11 protein-coding genes are annotated in these 17,929 nt (G+C 33.9%); 10 read left to right on the top strand and 1 reads right to left on the bottom strand.

Annotation, left to right across the window (positions count from 1 at the left end; all coding sequences use genetic code 11):
• Positions 1–519 precede the first annotated feature (519 nt).
• The 3 genes from QBK95_RS16320 to QBK95_RS16310 are packed head-to-tail and all read left to right on the top strand — an operon-like array spanning position 520 to position 2,189.
• A complete protein-coding gene (locus tag QBK95_RS16320) occupies positions 520–1,062 on the top strand; it encodes an RNA polymerase sigma factor (protein WP_280935637.1) in 543 nt (180 codons plus the stop codon).
• 31 nt (positions 1,063–1,093) lie between these two features.
• Positions 1,094–1,735, top strand: coding sequence for a hypothetical protein (locus QBK95_RS16315; RefSeq protein ID WP_280935615.1), 642 nt, complete (start codon positions 1,094–1,096; stop codon positions 1,733–1,735).
• A gap of 10 nt (positions 1,736–1,745) precedes the next feature.
• On the top strand, positions 1,746–2,189 hold the full coding sequence (locus QBK95_RS16310; RefSeq protein ID WP_280935614.1) for a sensor of ECF-type sigma factor: 444 nt from the start codon (positions 1,746–1,748) through the stop codon (positions 2,187–2,189).
• A 50-nt stretch (positions 2,190–2,239) separates the two neighbouring features.
• Here QBK95_RS16310 and QBK95_RS16305 read toward each other — a convergent pair whose 3' ends face one another.
• Positions 2,240–3,313 (bottom strand): WD40/YVTN/BNR-like repeat-containing protein, encoded by a 1,074-nt coding sequence (locus QBK95_RS16305; protein ID WP_280935613.1) that lies wholly within the window; start codon positions 3,311–3,313, stop codon positions 2,240–2,242.
• Positions 3,314–3,389: 76 nt separating this feature from the next.
• Between QBK95_RS16305 and QBK95_RS16300 the strand changes: the two genes are divergently transcribed.
• The 7 genes from QBK95_RS16300 (at position 3,390) to QBK95_RS16270 (ending at position 17,918) form a co-directional block, all read left to right on the top strand.
• Entirely contained in the window at positions 3,390–4,598 is a 1,209-nt protein-coding gene (locus QBK95_RS16300) for an RsmB/NOP family class I SAM-dependent RNA methyltransferase (protein ID WP_280935612.1), read from the top strand.
• Positions 4,599–4,618: 20 nt separating this feature from the next.
• A complete protein-coding gene (locus QBK95_RS16295) occupies positions 4,619–6,436 on the top strand; it encodes an endonuclease (RefSeq protein WP_280935611.1) in 1,818 nt (605 codons plus the stop codon).
• A gap of 155 nt (positions 6,437–6,591) precedes the next feature.
• A complete protein-coding gene (purL, locus tag QBK95_RS16290; RefSeq protein ID WP_280935610.1) occupies positions 6,592–10,257 on the top strand; it encodes a phosphoribosylformylglycinamidine synthase in 3,666 nt (1,221 codons plus the stop codon).
• Positions 10,258–10,392: 135 nt separating this feature from the next.
• Positions 10,393–12,792, top strand: a complete 2,400-nt coding sequence (locus tag QBK95_RS16285; RefSeq protein WP_280935609.1) for a M14 family metallopeptidase — start codon at positions 10,393–10,395, stop codon at positions 12,790–12,792.
• Positions 12,793–13,074: 282 nt separating this feature from the next.
• Positions 13,075–14,847 (top strand): AMP-dependent synthetase/ligase, encoded by a 1,773-nt coding sequence (locus tag QBK95_RS16280; protein WP_280935608.1) that lies wholly within the window; start codon positions 13,075–13,077, stop codon positions 14,845–14,847.
• A gap of 192 nt (positions 14,848–15,039) precedes the next feature.
• Positions 15,040–15,495, top strand: a complete 456-nt coding sequence (locus QBK95_RS16275) for a MarR family winged helix-turn-helix transcriptional regulator (protein WP_091408787.1) — start codon at positions 15,040–15,042, stop codon at positions 15,493–15,495.
• A 17-nt stretch (positions 15,496–15,512) separates the two neighbouring features.
• Positions 15,513–17,918 carry a 3-hydroxyacyl-CoA dehydrogenase/enoyl-CoA hydratase family protein gene (locus QBK95_RS16270; RefSeq protein WP_280935607.1) on the top strand — a complete coding sequence of 802 codons (2,406 nt, stop codon included), beginning with the start codon at positions 15,513–15,515 and terminating at the stop codon, positions 17,916–17,918.
• Positions 17,919–17,929 lie beyond the last annotated feature (11 nt).

The following is a 17,929-nucleotide window of genomic DNA, read 5'->3' as shown; positions in this document are numbered from 1 at the left end:
ATACAATCATTTTTTTAACCACCAAACTATTTTACGCATTTAATCTAAAAAAAATGCATTTTAACATTATTTAATGTCTTTTTTAATCAAATAGTAGTATTATTCCTACATATTAATATATTTAACATATAATCAAAGTAATTTAATCAACATCTCAACTCTGAAACATTTATAAAATAAAAAAGAGTGCTTTCGCACTCTTTCTCTTCACACAAATCATCTTAATTTAGGGGCTTAATCTAAAATTAAAACTCACTTTTATTAAAAACCTTCACTTTGGGGGAAATGAAAGCGTTAACTCATTTTTACACTGTAAAGATACGATCATTTTTCAATTCACCAAACAAATTGTGCATTTTATCAATAAAAAATGCAAATTACCCTATATTTTAACATTAATTCCTACAAAATTCTTACAAATAAATTATTTTATTGATGATTAAACCTTTTTTATTAATTTTAGTCTTACTATAAACCAGTAGTATACCAACGACCCTTAAACAACTATAACTTTTGAATATTCAAGAAGAAGAAAATTTACTTATTGCACTACAAACGGATAAAGACATGAATAATGCCTTTAGTAAACTTGTGGCAGCATATAGCCAAAGATTATATTGGCATATTAGAAATATGGTAAAAAACCATGATGATACCGATGATATCTTGCAGAATGTATTTATTAAAGTATATAAAAACATCAATAAGTTTAAAGGTGATAGTAAGTTATATTCTTGGATGTACCGAATAGCGACAAATGAATCCATTAGTTTCTTAAACCAAAAAGCGAAAAAATATAACATAAGCAATGAAGAACTGCAACAACAGCTCATACAAAACTTAGAAGCTGATGTATACTTTGAAGGAGATGAGATTCAGCTTAAATTGCAAAAAGCCATTGCGATTCTTCCGCAGAAACAGCAACAGGTATTTAATATGAAATATTTTCAGGAATTAAAGTATAAAGAAATGTCAGAAATTCTGGAAACCAGTGAAGGTGCATTGAAAGCCTCCTATCATTTAGCTTCCAAAAAAATTGAAGAATTTTTAAAAACTAATTAAACCTTTATACATTTACATCGTCTTATATATAGTGAACACAGATAATTTACATAACGACAAAGGAGGATTTAAGGTTCCTAAGGATTATTTCGATACGTTCGAGGAAAAACTTATGGAGAAAATCTCTCAAGAAGATAAAAGTACCACTTTACTATCTGACAAAGAATCCTCTGGCCTAAAAATTCCTGATGATTATTTTGATACGTTTGAGGATCGGCTGATGCAAAAATTGAATTCAAATAGCGAAGAGGTTACCAAACTTCCAGATAATTTAAAAACAGGCTTAACTACTCCTGATGCATACTTTGAAAATATAGAAGCAACAATTTTGCAAAAAACGATCCATGCAAATAAGGAAACTAAAGTAATATCACTTTTTTCAAGAAAGAATATCTTATATATTTCAGGTATTGCTGCTATGATTGCTATCATTGTTTCAATATCTATTAATACCGATAACGATCCTCTTGTTTTTGATACTATTGATATCGCAGATATTCAAGAATATTTTGACGAAGGAAACGCAGAATTTAGTGATATTGAAATTGCAGAATTATTAGATGATGAAGCCAATTTAGCTGACTCTTTTAGTGATACCCAATTAAGTGAAGAAGAATTAGAAAATTATTTATCTGATGAGGAGTTAGAAGATGATATCATATATGTTGAATAAAAAAGAACACATGAAAAAAATACTATTACTATGTATTATCGTTTTTACTGCTAATATTTCTCTAGCACAAAAAGGTTCTAGAGAAAGAGTAAAAGCGTTAAAAATAGCCTACATAACAGAGCAATTAAATTTAAACAGTAAAGAAGCTCAGCAATTTTGGCCCATTTATAATGAACACCAGGATACAATGGAAGGGCTTAAGAAAAAAGAACGAAAATCTATACGAGCAATAAAAGAAGCCGAAGGATTTGATAGCTTAAGTGAAAACGAAGCTGAAGATTTTTTAAGCAACTATCTACAAGCTGAAGAAAGGAAATTTATTGCACGAAAAAAATTAATAACTGATCTAAGACAAGTTATTCCGCATAAAAAAATCCTAAAACTCGTAAAAGCAGAGATGGATTTTAATAAACGTCTCCTAAAACAACTTCGTAATAGAAGACAAAGAAATTAAAAACAACAAATCTTGCTGATTTTGTATAAAAAGTAAATGAGATCCCTTTATCATTTACTTTTTTGTTTTTTAAAATTCAATGTTGCAATCCTATTCTTTCCTGCAGCAACAGCAGTACTATCATTAATGAATCTCATTGTATAAAAACCTTCTTTACTGATTTCTTTCCAAGTATTCCCAGCATCGTTAGAAATAGAAATTCCTGTAAATCCAGTAGCTATCATTTCCAGACCACCGCTATTAGGTACATACCGAATACAACTCTTATAATCAGCTCCTACTCCATCTGCAACCAAATTCCAGGTTACACCTCCATCAGTGGTAATTGCTTTATTTCCTTTATTTTCTGATGGCTTTGTATAATCACCTCCATAAATAACACCATTTTTTTCATCATAAAAATCTATAGAATATGTTCCCGTTGTTGCTGTTCCTTGTATTATTGGTGTTTCAGAAACGCTCCAACTATTTCCTTTATCTGCCGAATAAAATACTCTCGATTTCATTCCGCCAGAAACAACCCAAGTTTTACAACCTACAATACTAATATTACCATTACTAGCAGCAAAAGCCGCCTCACCTTCTATCGTTTTTGGCAATTTATCGCAAGAAACTTTATCCCACGTTTCTCCTCCGTCTCTTGTAATGATCATCGATAAACATCCGTCTGTAGGATCTCCCATCGCAATTCCTTCTTTATTGTTCCAAAAAGCTATAGCGTCATAGAACACCTTTTCGTGTACCTCTTTATAAACAAGCTTAGTTTCTTCTGTTACCTTATTAATTTTATATAATAATGCTGGTGATGCAATACTTAATACGAAAAAGTCAGTTTCAGTATCCGCTATTGCTCTAAAATGGATTTTCTTTCCTTCATAATCTAAAACCGATATCTTTTTACCTTTTATATCAAGTGTATTATCAATATCAAAAGTTCCGTACATACCATTATTACCCGCAAACATGAGTAGATCATTAGTTACCTCAATAGCTCTAATACTTACTGAATCACTGAAAACTGGTTTCACAATCACTTCAGAAAAATTATGTTGAATTACTTTTTCTGTATCAGTACCACAATTAAAAAAAGAAACAACCACTAAGAATAATAGTAAAAATCTCATATCCAATATTTTTGAGTCAAATATAACACTATTCTAAAGCAAAGGATTACCTTTGCAAACCCTAAAAAAATAAAGGATGCGTTTACATAGAAATCTGGTCTTTGCCGTAATTGATGGACTGAATGATATTTTTAATGAAGGAGCTTATGCTGATAAAGTAGTTCAAAAATTACTAAAACGTGATAAAAGGTGGGGTTCTCGTGACCGAAGCTTTGTTGCAGAAACTGTATATGATATCGTGCGATGGAAACGTCTTTATGCTGAAATTGCAGACGTCTCTGAACCTTTTTCTAGAGAGAATCTATGGAGGATGTTTGCTGTTTGGGCCACACTAAGAGGTATTACTTTACCAGATTGGAAACAAATCGTTCCAACACCTACCAGACGTATCAAAGGCCGTTTTGATGAACTAAGCAATACCCGAAAATTCAGAGAATCTATCCCTGATTGGATGGATGAACTAGGAGAAAAAGAACTTGGATCAAAATGGGATAAAGAAATTGCTGCATTAAACCAACAAGCTCCTGTAGTTTTAAGAGCAAATGCTTTAAAAATCTCCAAAGATAAACTTAGAGGTATTCTTGAAGATCAAAATATAGACACAGAATTTATTAAAGGGTATCCATCTGCGCTTCAACTTACAGAAAGAGCCAATGTTTTCTCTACAGAAGCTTTTAAAAATGGTTTATTCGAAGTACAGGATGCTTCCTCTCAATTAGTAGCTGATTTCCTAGAAGTAAAACCAGGACAACGAGTAGTAGATACTTGTGCTGGTGCTGGTGGAAAAACATTGCACCTAGCTGCATTGATGGAAAACAAAGGACAAGTGATTGCAATGGATATTTACAGCAATAAGCTAAAAGAACTTAAAAGAAGAGCAAGACGTGCTGGAGCCCATAATATAGAACCAAGAACTATCGAAAGCACGAAAGACATTAAGAAATTACACGGAAAAGCAGATCGAGTTTTGATTGATGCTCCTTGTAGTGGATTGGGAGTCTTAAGTAGAAATCCAGATGCCAAATGGAAACTACAACCAGAATTTCTGGAAAAAATAAAGCAAACGCAATCTCAAATTTTAGAAAGCTACGCTAAAATGGTAAAATCAGGTGGCAAGCTTGTATACGCCACTTGTTCTATTTTACCTTCTGAAAATCAAGATCAGGTTAAAACATTCTTAACCAAAGAAATAGGAAAAGATTTTATCTTTGTAAAAGATAAAAAAGTCCTTTCTTCTGAATCTGGATATGATGGATTCTATATGGCATTGCTAGAAAGAAAATAACTCAACGTACGTAACAAATAATGAAAACAAAATTACTTCTCATCGCGCTTTGTACATTTTATGCTGGATATAGTCAGGTTCCAACAAATTATTATGATTCTGCAACTGGATCAGGATACACTTTAAAAACGCAATTGAAAAACATCATTGATAGCGATAATGACGGCTTAACACCTGAATTCCAATCAACGGATCCTGGTTACAGTGCATTATATACAACATATTTAACTTCGGATTCTGATTCTTACTATGAAAACAATGGTACTGTTTTAGACATGTATTCTGAAAACCCTACTGGTACTGATTCATATGAATATACCCATTTTACAGATCAGGATCCTGGATCTGGAGGAACCTCAGAAGGTCAATTTTATAATAGGGAACACATCATTCCGCAATCTGTGTTTAATCAAGTAACACCACAACGTTCGGATGCCCATTTTGTAGTTCCATCTGATAAATTTGTAAATGGTGCACGTGGTAGTTTCCCTTTCGGGAGAGTACAAACTGCTAACTTAACAACAACAAATGGATCAAAAAGAGGTAACAATTTAGATGCTGGATACTCAGCAGGATATACGGCTACAGTTTTTGAACCTATAGACGAATTTAAAGGAGATATTGCAAGAATGCATTTCTACTTTGCTACTCGATATGAGGACAACGTATCGGGTTACACATATACTATGTTTAATGGAACTAGTAATCAAGTTTTTGATCAGACATTTTTAAATATTCTTATAGCCTGGCATAATCAGGACCCTGTATCAGCTAGAGAAATAGATCGAAATAATGCTATTTTTGCTATACAAAACAATCGAAATCCTTTTATTGATCATCCAGAATATGTAGGGATGATATGGACTTCTACTACAGATACAGAGCCACCAACAACACCAACAAACTTGATGGTTTCTAACGAAACTTCTAATAGTATTGACCTTTCTTGGACTGCTTCTACAGATAATACAGCAGTAACAGCATATGATGTATATGTAAATTCTGTTTTTAATAAATCTGTTGCTACTACCACTACAACTGTTAATGGTTTAAGTGCTGAAACCACGTACTCCTTTACTGTATTAGCAAAAGATGCAGCTGGAAACGAATCTGCACAAAGCAATTCTGCAAATGGAACAACCTTAGCTGGTGGAACTGGAGGAAGCGACTGTGCTACAGAGACATTTGCTAATATTGGAGCTGCATCCAGCTCATACGAAACCCGCATGTGGACAGGCGATGATGGAGGAAACTGGACTGCAACGGATGCCAGAACAGATCAAACACTTACGGGTTCTGCAATTACTATTAGAAACGGAGAATTAACTGGTCCATCTATTTCAGGTGGTATTGGTTCATTGACAGTAACTACAATCAGAGTATTTGGTGGAGGTAACGGAACATTCACAGTAAGAGTTAATGGAACCTCTGTCGGAACAATTCCTTATAGTGATGTACAACAAACAGCTACGATTAGTGATATCAATATTACAGGTAATATTGCGGTCTCTTTTACAGATAAAGTAACAACTGGTGATAGGGTGATTATAGATGATTTATCTTGGACATGCTATGATCCTGCATTGGGAGTAGATGATTTTGACTTGGATGATTTGGTAGCAATATATCCTAATCCTTCATTTGATGGATCCATTACCGTAAATATTCCTAATGGTAATGATAATGAATTGAATATATATGACATCACTGGTAAGAGAATTATTGCCAAACAAAACATTGAAGAAACAACTCAGTTATCAAACCTTCCGAAAGGAATATTACTTCTTGAGATTATATCTTCTCAAAGGAGCATTACCAAAAAGGTGGTGATACAATAAAGTAAAAAGCGGCTTGATTGCCGCTTTTTTTTATTTCCAATTGTTATTTAAAACTTAGTGAATAACTCTATCATTCAGTTTAAGTTTTATACAATACTTTATAAAGAAAAGTAGTAAATTTGCAGCTTATTAAAAACAACACAAAGTCTGGGAGCATGATCCACTTCTTCGGAAACCAAAATGAGAAAGTATTTGCAGTACAAACTACAAATGAAATCTCAACTGAAAATATCAAAAAATTAACCTGGTTATTTGGTAACCAACCTAAAATTTCTTCGGCGTCTATTGACGCTTTTTTTGTTGGTCCGCGAGCCGCTATGATTACTCCTTGGAGTACCAATGCAGTTGAGATCACTCAAAACATGGGAATAGTAGGAATTATTCGTATTGAAGAGTTCCAAGCAGTATCAGAAAATTTTATGGACTTTGATCCCATGCTTTCTCAAAAATATACAAGTCTGCATCAGGAGATTTATACTATCGATATTGAACCAGAAGCTATTCTGGAAATAGACGATATCCAAGCGTATAATCAAAGTGAAGGTTTGGCGCTAAGCCCAGAAGAAGTAGTATATCTCGAAGAGGTAGCAAAAAAGATTGGAAGAAAACTAACAGATTCTGAAGTTTTTGGTTTTTCTCAGGTAAATTCAGAGCACTGTAGACATAAAATATTTAACGGAACTTTTATCATTGATGGAGAGGAACAACCTACTTCTCTTTTTAAATTAATCAAAAAAACCTCTGAAACGAATCCTAATGATATCGTTTCTGCATATAAAGACAATGTAGCTTTTATTAAAGGCCCAAAAGTTACTCAGTTTGCACCAAAAAGTGCAGATAAACCAGATTTCTATGAAGAAAAAGACTTTGAAAGCGTAATTTCTTTAAAAGCTGAGACGCATAACTTCCCTACCACTGTCGAACCATTTAATGGTGCTGCAACAGGTTCTGGAGGAGAAATCAGAGATCGTCTTGCAGGAGGAAAAGGTTCTCTTCCTCTTGCTGGAACTGCTGTATACATGACCTCGTATTCTCGTTTAGAAGAAAACAGACCATGGGAACAAGCAGTTGAAGAAAGAAAATGGTTATACCAAACGCCAGTTGATATCCTTATCAAAGCTTCTAATGGAGCTTCAGATTTTGGAAACAAATTTGGACAACCATTAATTACAGGATCTGTACTTACTTTTGAACACAAAGAAGATGCACGTACCTTAGGTTTTGACAAAGTAATTATGCAAGCTGGAGGAATTGGATATGGTAAAGCCGAACAAGCGATAAAAGATAAGCCAGAAACTGGAGATAAGATCGTTATCCTTGGTGGAGAAAATTATCGTATTGGAATGGGTGGAGCTGCGGTTTCTTCTGCTGATACTGGAGAATTTAGTAGCGGTATAGAACTTAATGCAATCCAACGTTCTAATCCTGAAATGCAAAAGCGCGCTGCCAATGCCATTCGTGGTATGGTAGAAAGCGATGTTAATACTATTGTTTCTATACATGATCACGGAGCAGGTGGACATCTTAATTGTCTTTCTGAATTAGTAGAAGAAACAGGTGGAAAAATCGACCTGGATAACTTACCAGTTGGAGACCCAACACTTTCTGCAAAAGAAATTATCGGAAATGAATCCCAAGAACGAATGGGATTAGTTATTGGTCAAAAAGATATAGATACATTAGAACGTATTGCAGAACGTGAACGTTCCCCAATGTACCAGGTAGGTGATGTTACAGGTGACGATCGTTTTACATTCGAATCCAAAACCAAAGGTGATAAGCCTATGGATTTAGCTTTAGAAGATATGTTTGGTAGTTCTCCTAAAACAATCATGAACGATAAAACAATTGATCGTAATTATGAGAATGGAACCTATCAAAAAGAAAACATCTACAACTATCTGGAACAAGTATTACAATTAGAAGCTGTTGCTTGTAAAGACTGGTTGACAAACAAAGTAGATCGCTGTGTAGGAGGAAAAGTTGCAAAACAACAGTGTGCTGGACCATTACAATTACCACTAAACAATTGTGGTGTTATGGCGCTGGATTATACTTCAAACGAAGGTATTGCTACTTCTATAGGTCACTCTCCTATTTCAGGACTTATTGATCCAGAAGCAGGAAGTAAGAATTCCATTGCCGAAGCTTTAACCAATATTGTATGGGCTCCATTAAAGGATGGATTACAATCTATTTCTTTATCTGCAAACTGGATGTGGCCATGTAAAAATGAAGGAGAAGATGCCAGATTATATAAAGCGGTAAAAGCAATTTCGGATTTTGCTATTGATTTAGGAGTGAATGTGCCAACAGGTAAGGATTCACTTTCTATGAAACAGAAATACCCTAATGAAGAAGTAATTTCGCCAGGAACAGTTATCATATCTGCAGCAGCTAATTGCAATGACATAACTAAAATAGTAGAACCTGTTTTTCAAAAAGATGAGGGAAATATTTACTATATTAATTTATCCCAAGACTCCTATAAACTTGGAGGGTCTTCTTTTTCTCAAATCATCAATAAAATTGGTTCCGAAACACCTAGTATCAGAAACAACGAGAGTTTTAAAAATACATTCAATACCATACAACAATTAGTACGAGAAGGTAAAATTGTTGCTGGACACGATGTTGCTTCTGGTGGCCTAATTACTACCTTACTAGAATTGTGTTTTGCAGACATCAATTTGGGAGCAACATTAGATCTTTCAAACATAGGAGAACAAGATATCATCAAGTTATTATTTGCGGAAAATTCTGGAATCGTTTTTCAAAGCGAGATTAACTCAGATATCGAAAACATCCTTACAGAAAATAATGTTGAATTTTTCAATATTGGAAAAGTTTCAAAGCATACTGCTTTACGTATCAAAAATGGTACTGAATCTTATAACTTTGATATTGAAACCCTTCGAAAAACATGGTTTCAAACATCATTTTTCCTAGACAAAAAGCAAACTGCTGGTAATTTAGCAAAAGATCGATTTGACAATTTTGCAAATCAATCATTACAATATACATTTCCAAAACAGTTTACAGGAAAACTTCCAGTAATTGACAATACTAAACCAAGGCCGAAAGCAGCGATTATACGTGAAAAAGGAAGTAATTCTGAACGTGAAATGGCAAACGCAATGTACCTTGCAGGTTTTGATGTTAAAGATGTACATATGACCGATTTAATTTCTGGTCGCGAAACATTAGAGGACATTCAATTTATTGGTGCTGTCGGAGGATTCTCTAATAGTGATGTTCTTGGTTCTGCTAAAGGTTGGGCTGGTGCATTCCTTTATAACGAAAAAGCAAATACTGCTTTAAAAAACTTCTTTAAAAGAGAAGATACATTGTCTGTTGGTATTTGTAATGGATGTCAGTTATTTATGGAACTAGAAGTAATAAATCCAGAACACAATGAACACGGAAAAATGCTTCATAATAATTCTCATAAACACGAAAGCGGTTTTACTTCAGTTAAAATTCAAGAAAATAACTCTGTAATGTTATCTTCCTTAGCTGGAAGCACATTAGGAGTATGGATTTCTCATGGTGAAGGAAAATTCAACCTTCCGCTTGCCGAAGATCAATATAATATTGTTGCAAAATATGGATATGAAGGATATCCAGCTAATCCTAATGGGTCTGATTATAATACGGCAATGATGTGTGATACGACAGGTCGTCACCTTGTGATGATGCCGCATATTGAGCGTTCTACGTTTCAATGGAATTGGGCTAATTACCCAAAAGGAAGACAAGATGAAGTATCTCCTTGGATCGAAGCTTTTGTAAATGCAAAAGTCTGGATTGAGAATACATAGAGATTTTTGTATTTTTCATGATACCTTAGAACACAATTGAGTAGGGTTTATTTATTTTAAACTGTTATATAGTATAATTAGTATCTATTCAAAATAGAATAGATACTTGTGCATCTTAATTAAAATCTACGAACCATGAAAAAAATACTCTTAACCTTTATTTTTCTGGTTTCTGCGCTTACTATTTCACAAACAAAACCAACATATAGTAGAGCAAAAATCATATACAATACGCCTCAGAATTTCCAGAAACTTATGGAAGCTGGAATTCCGATGGATCATGGGCAACATAAAAAAGGTATTTTTATTATTTCGGATTTTTCAAATACCGAGCTCGAAATTGCCAAAAATTTAGGGTTTAAAGTTGAGATTATCATAGAGGATGCAGAAGCTGATTTTATAAAGCGAAATGAGATTGCAAAAACTCAAAAAGCCATACAGAATCTAACTTGCCCATCTGGAAACGGAACCACAACTAACTACCCTACTCCATCTAATTTTTCATTAGGATCTATGGGAGGATACTTAACATATCAGGAAATGTTAAATAATCTGGATGCTATGCGTGCTCAATATCCAACATTAATTTCTGCTAGAGCAAATATCGGTACTTTCTTGACCAATGGAACTCCAGATAACTCGGTAACACCATCCATAGGAAGTAATACGATACAATGGGTTCGTATATCAGATAATCCTGATGTCGATGAAAATGAATCCGAAATATTATATGATGCTATTCATCACGCTAGAGAACCAGCTAGTTTATCTCAGCTTATTTATTATATGTGGTACCTGTTAGAAAATTATAATTCGGACCCAGACATTAAACAAATAGTTGATAATACAGAACTATATTTTATACCTGTATTAAATCCCGATGGATATCTATATAACCAAGTCACCAATCCAAATGGTGGCGGACTTTGGAGAAAAAACAGGTTTAATACACATGGAGTTGATAACAATCGTAACTATGATCACTATCCTAACGGAAATGCTGCTAATGCAACTTGGGGTGGTCCTGGTTCATCGAGCAGTACAAATGATCAAACATATCACGGGACCAGCGCTTTTTCTGAAGTAGAAAATCAAGCAATGAAATGGTTTATAGAACAACATAATTTTGTTATTGCATTAAACAATCACACTTTTGGTGAGTTGTTATATTTCCCATACTCTTATGCTAACAATACTCCTACTCCTGATGAAGATATCTTTGTAGCAATTGGAGCTGAGCTCACATCTCAAAATGGATATAATCCTCTAAGAGATGCACCTTTTGCAGGTGACAGTGACGATTTTATGTACGGAGGAACTACACAACCTCATAACAAAATATTTTCCTTCACTCCTGAGGTTGGCACTGCATTCTGGCCAGCTTCCAATCAAATAGATGGAATTTGCAAAGGTATGATGTACTTAAACCTTACTGCAGCAAAAATGACTAATAATTATGCTCAAGTGGGAAGTTTGGGTAATTTGTTTATCGGAAATAATCTATCTTTTAATGCAGATTACGCTTTAAAGAGATTAGGTGTAACAGGAACAGGTAACTTTACCGTAAGTATCGTGCCTATATCTCCAAATATTACAAGTGTAGGAACTCCAAAAACCTATATGAATACTCAAATAGGAACTGATGTATCTGATAATATTGTTATAAACCTTAATAATTCTGTACAGATAGGTGATGATATCTCTTATACAATTCAAGTAGATGGAGGTGAAATCACCGAGTCCATTAACGTAACTAAAAAATATGGATCTCTTCAAAGCATAGTAGCCAATAATGCCAATAGTATATCTGGCTATACTCAATCAGGTTGGTCCACAACAACATCCACATTTGTATCATCAACAGCCTCTATTACAGAATCGCCTACAGGAAATTACGGCGCGAATCAAAATAAAACTATTGAATTAACGCAAAGCATAGATTTAAGCACCGCCGCATTCGCAAATGTTCAATTCTATGCAAAATGGGATATAGAAAACAACTGGGATTATGCACAATTTGAAGTTTCTATAAATAATGGCGCATCTTGGATTCCACAATGCGGGAATTTCACAAATGCTGGAAGCGCAAATGCAGGTCAACCTACTGGAGAACCATTATTTGATGGAACACAAACAGATTGGGTATTAGAAGTAATTGACCTTAGTGATTATTTAGGAGAAACGATTAAGATTCGCTTTCAATTCGTCTCGGATGGTAATACACAAGCTGATGGCTTCTATTTTGACGATATAACAATAAATGCTATTAGTCAAACGGTATTAGACATCCAAGACAATATATTTTCAGAATTTAACGTTTTTCCTAATCCCGTTAAAGATATTATAACAATATCACCTTCTTCTTCTCAAATTTTTAATTTAAGTATAAGAAATGTTATTGGTAAAGAAATCTATATAAAAAACAACATCTCTGGTATTCAAGAATTTAACATCTCACAGTTTAATTCGGGCTTATATTTTCTTACCGTAGAAATAGATGGAAACACCAAAACTTTTAAAATTTTGAAACAATAAATATTCAATTTTATTCCATAAATCTTGAGGAGTTATTAAAAGATAGCTCGTTTTTTTATATATTAGGGTTGTGTATTGTGAGATTTTTTATAATTTGCGAAACTATGCATGCATAGTAATTTTTTAAAACTCTCCAATAGCTAAAAAAGTTGGTGAGATTTAATAAAGCTAATTAAGTTTTTACTATGCAGTATTAAGACAATATTTAAGGATTATGTTTCTAAAACAGAATACTTAACTTGAAGGTTTTTAAAAACAGAGAAAAATATCTGAAGACAACTTATGAATACAATTACTAGATTATTTGATTTTCCACATTATCAACTAGAGAAATACAACTTAGACAAAGCTTTAATAACTAAATATGATGGTAAATGGGTAGCTACTTCTACCAAAGAATATGTAGAAAAAGCGAACCAGATTAGTCGTGGTTTATTACGATTAGGTGTAAAACCAAATGATAAAGTTGCCATAATATCTTCTAACAACAGAACAGAATGGAATATTGTTGATATCGGAGTTTTACAAATTGGAGCTCAGGATGTACCAATCTATCCAACCATTTCTCAAGAAGATTATGAGTATGTATTAAATCATTCTGAATCGGTATACTGTTTTGTTTCTGATGATGAAGTACTACAAAAAGTAAAAAATATAAAAGACAATGTTCCTTCTTTAAAAGAAGTATATTCCTTTAATGACTTAGAAGGTTGTGACAGTTGGAACAAAGTTTTAGATTTAGGTAAAGATGATAGTAATCAAGACGAGGTCGAAAAATTAATGGCTGCTGTAAAAGAAGATGATCTTGCTACGCTTATCTATACCTCAGGAACAACAGGAAGACCAAAAGGAGTAATGCTTAGTCATAAAAATGTAGTTTCAAATTCATTACACAGTTCTACTCGATTTCCTATTGTAGATGGAGAAACTAAAGCATTAAGTTTCTTACCTGTATGTCATATCTATGAGAGAATGTTGATGTACTTATATCAATATAGAGGTGTAAGTATTTATTTTGCAGAATCCTTAGAAACAATAAGTGATAATCTAAAAGAGGTACATCCAGATGTTATGACGGCTGTTCCTAGATTGTTAGAAAAAGTATATGATAAGATTATTGCAAAAGGAACAGACCTTACTGGAATAAAAAAGAAATTATTTTTCTGGGCTGTTGAACTTGGATTACAATATGAACCATACGGCGCTAATGGATGGTGGTATGAGAAAAAATTAGGAATCGCTAGAAAATTAATTTTTAGCAAATGGCAAGAAGCATTAGGTGGTAACCTAAAGGTAATTGCTTCGGGAAGTGCTGCACTGCAATCCAGACTAGCAAGAGTATTTAATGCTGCTGGAATTAATGTAATGGAAGGATACGGACTTACTGAAACCTCACCTGTAGTTTCTGTAAATGATATTAGAGATAAAGGATTTAAAATCGGCACAGTAGGTAAGATGATTCCTGACACTGAAGTAAAAATTGCAGAAGATGGAGAAATTCTTGTAAAAGGTCCTCAAGTAATGATAGGATACTATAAGGATGAAGAAAAAAGTAAAGAAGTATTAAAAAATGGATATTTCCATACAGGAGATATTGGAGAAATTGATAGTGAAGGTTTCTTACGTATTACAGATCGTAAGAAGGAAATGTTCAAAACTTCTGGAGGTAAATATGTAGCTCCTCAGGTAATAGAAAATGCAATGAAACAGTCTCGTTTTATTGAGCAAATAATGGTAATCGGAGATGGAGAAAAAATGCCAGCTGCTTTTATTCAACCAAATTTCGAATTCGTAAAGGATTGGGCAACTAGAAAAAATATTGCTATCGGAAGCTCAAATGAAGAAATTGTGAATAATCAAACTGTGATTGATCGTTTTCAGGAAGAAGTAGACGAACATAATGAAAAATTCGGAAAATGGGAACGTATTAAAAGATTCGAACTCACTTCTGACGAGTGGAGTATTGAGGCAGAGCACCTTACCCCTACTATGAAATTAAAAAGACGTGTGATCAAAGCAAAATATCAAGATTTATACAGTAAAATTTATGGCTAATTCAATTCACTGATTACAAATGTATAGTGTAAACTTTAACTTTAAATCAGTAAACTCCTCATTTTATGAGGAGTTTTTTTATTAATTCAGCAGAAAAATGTAAATTACTTTCTCTTTTCACAATTTTTTATACAATTTATTATGCACGCATAATAAATTTTTCTTACCTTTACGTCATAATAAATTTTCTGAATGAGAGAAAAAACGATTGATTATGCACTTCGTGCTACGTGGATGGCAGTTGCCAAAATGTATAATGAAGAAGCAGGAAAAAAAGGTAGCACAATGGCTACAGGATTTGCACTAATTAGTATTGATCCTGAAAACGGAACCCCATCTACCTCATTAGGCCCTAAAATGGGTATGGAGGCAACTAGTTTATCACGTACATTAAAAACCATGGAAGAAAAAGGATTGATCTTTAGAAAGAAGAATCCTCAGGATGGCCGTGGCGTATTAATATATCTAACCCCTTTCGGAGTAGAAATGAGGAATTTTTCAAAAGACGTAGTTTTTACTTTTGATCATGCCGTAAGAAAGCATGTTTCTAAAGAAAAATTAGATACTTTTTTAGAAGTATTTCAATTGATTAATGATCTCATAGCAACAAAGAAAATTTACACAAAAAAAGAATCTATAACATCTTAACAACCAGAAGTTAAAAAATGAAAAGAGTCATTAAAAAAGTTGCAGTCGTTGGTTCAGGAATTATGGGCTCCGGTATTGCATGTCATTTCGCTAACATCGGCGTCGAAGTACTATTATTAGATATAGTTCCTCGAGAATTAAACGACAAAGAAAAGGCTAAAGGCCTTACACTAGAAAGTAAAGTGGTTCGTAACAGGTTAGTAAATGATTCACTAACCGCCGCTCTTAAATCCAAACCCTCTCCTATCTATAGTCAAAAATTTGCAAATCGTATCACTACAGGAAACCTGGAAGATGATATCGCAAAAGTAGCAGACGTAGATTGGATTATCGAAGTTGTAGTAGAAAGACTGGATATTAAAAAACTAGTTTTCGAAAACTTAGAAAAGCACAGAACACCAGGAACATTAATCACTTCTAATACTTCTGGTATACCTATCAAATTTATGAATGAAGGAAGAAGCGAAGATTTCCAGAAGCATTTCTGCGGAACTCACTTCTTTAACCCTGCTAGATATCTTAAATTATTTGAAATCATACCTGGACCAAATACTTCTACAGAGGTACTTGACTTCCTTAATGGGTATGGAGAACAATTTTTAGGAAAAACTTCGGTAGTAGCTAAAGATACTCCTGCTTTCATTGGAAACAGAATAGGAATTTTTAGTATTATGAGCTTATTCCATATGGTAAAAGATATGGGCTTGACTATTGAAGAGGTTGATAAACTATCTGGTCCTGTAATCGGTCGTCCTAAATCTGCTACTTTTCGTACAGTTGATGTAGTAGGATTAGATACTTTAGTACATGTTGCTAATGGTATTGCCGATAATTGCCCTGATGATGAACGTCATGAGTTATTTAAGCTTCCTGCTTTTATTAACACAATGATGGAGAATAAATGGTTAGGAAGTAAAACAAAGCAAGGTTTTTATAAAAAGAATGTATCTGCAGAAGGGAAAAAAGAAATTCTTTCTCTTGACTTAGATACCTTAGAATATAGAGCTGGTAAAAGAGCTTCTTTTGCTACTCTAGAAATGACCAAAACTATTGATAAGGTAGTAGATCGTTTTAAAGTATTAGTTGCTGGAAAAGATAGAGCAGGTGAATTTTATCGTAAAAGTTTTGCTGCGTTATTCGCATATGTTTCGAATCGTATTCCAGAAATCACAGATGATCTCTATAAGATAGATGATGCAATGAAAGCTGGTTTTGGTTGGGAACACGGTCCTTTCCAGATTTGGGATGCTATTGGTGTAGAAAAAGGAATAGAAATGATGAAGGCAGAAGGACTTGAACCTGCTGCTTGGGTTAATGATATGATTGCTTCAGGAAGCACTTCGTTCTACACAGTAAAAAATGGAGCTACTAATTACTATGATATTCCTAAAAAAGAACAAGTAAAAGTTCCTGGACAGGATGCATTTATCATCTTAGATAACATCCGTAAATCCTCTGAAGTTTTCAAAAACAGTGGTGTTGTTGTAGAAGACCTTGGTGATGGTATCCTTAATGTAGAGTTCCAAAGTAAAATGAACACCATCGGTGGAGATGTACTTGCGGGATTAAACACAGCTATTGATATGGCTGAGAAAAATTTCCAGGGATTAGTTGTAGGTAATCAAGCCGCTAATTTCTCTGTAGGAGCAAATATCGGGATGATTTTTATGATGGCTGTAGAGCAAGAATACGATGAATTGAATATGGCTGTTAAATACTTCCAGGATTCTATGATGCGTATGCGCTATTCATCAATTCCAACTATTGTTGCACCTCACGGTATGGCATTAGGTGGTGGATGTGAAATTTCACTACACGCTGATAAAGTAGTAGCCGCAGCAGAAACATACATGGGATTAGTAGAATTCGGTGTTGGTGTAATTCCTGGTGGAGGTGGATCCAAAGAAATGGCATTAAGAGCTGCAGACCTTTTCAAAAAAGATGATGTAGAGCTTAATGTTCTTCAGGAACATTTCTTAACCATCGGTATGGCCAAAGTATCAACTTCTGCATATGAAGCATTTGATACTAATTTGTTACAGAAAGGAAAAGATATTGTTGTAGTAAACAAAGATCGCCAGATTGCTACTGCCAAAGCATATGCAAAATTAATGGCAGAACAAGGATATACGCAACCAGTAAGACGCAAAGATGTAAAAGTACTTGGTAAACAAGCACTAGGAATGTTCTTAGTAGGTACTGACTCTATGGAAGCTAGTAAGTATATCTCAGAACACGATCATAAAATAGCTAATAAGTTAGGATATGTTATGGCTGGTGGAGATTTATCAGAACCAACCTTAGTTACAGAGCAATATTTATTAGACCTAGAACGAGAAGCTTTCTTGTCTTTATGTACAGAACGCAAAACTCTAGAGCGTATTGAACATATGCTTAAGAAAGGTAAACCGTTAAGAAACTAGAAAAAGAAAAA

It is taken from the genome of Aquimarina mycalae (assembly GCF_029906345.1).
Taxonomy (GTDB): domain Bacteria; phylum Bacteroidota; class Bacteroidia; order Flavobacteriales; family Flavobacteriaceae; genus Aquimarina.
This window is presented reverse-complemented; position numbering and strand designations above follow the sequence as displayed.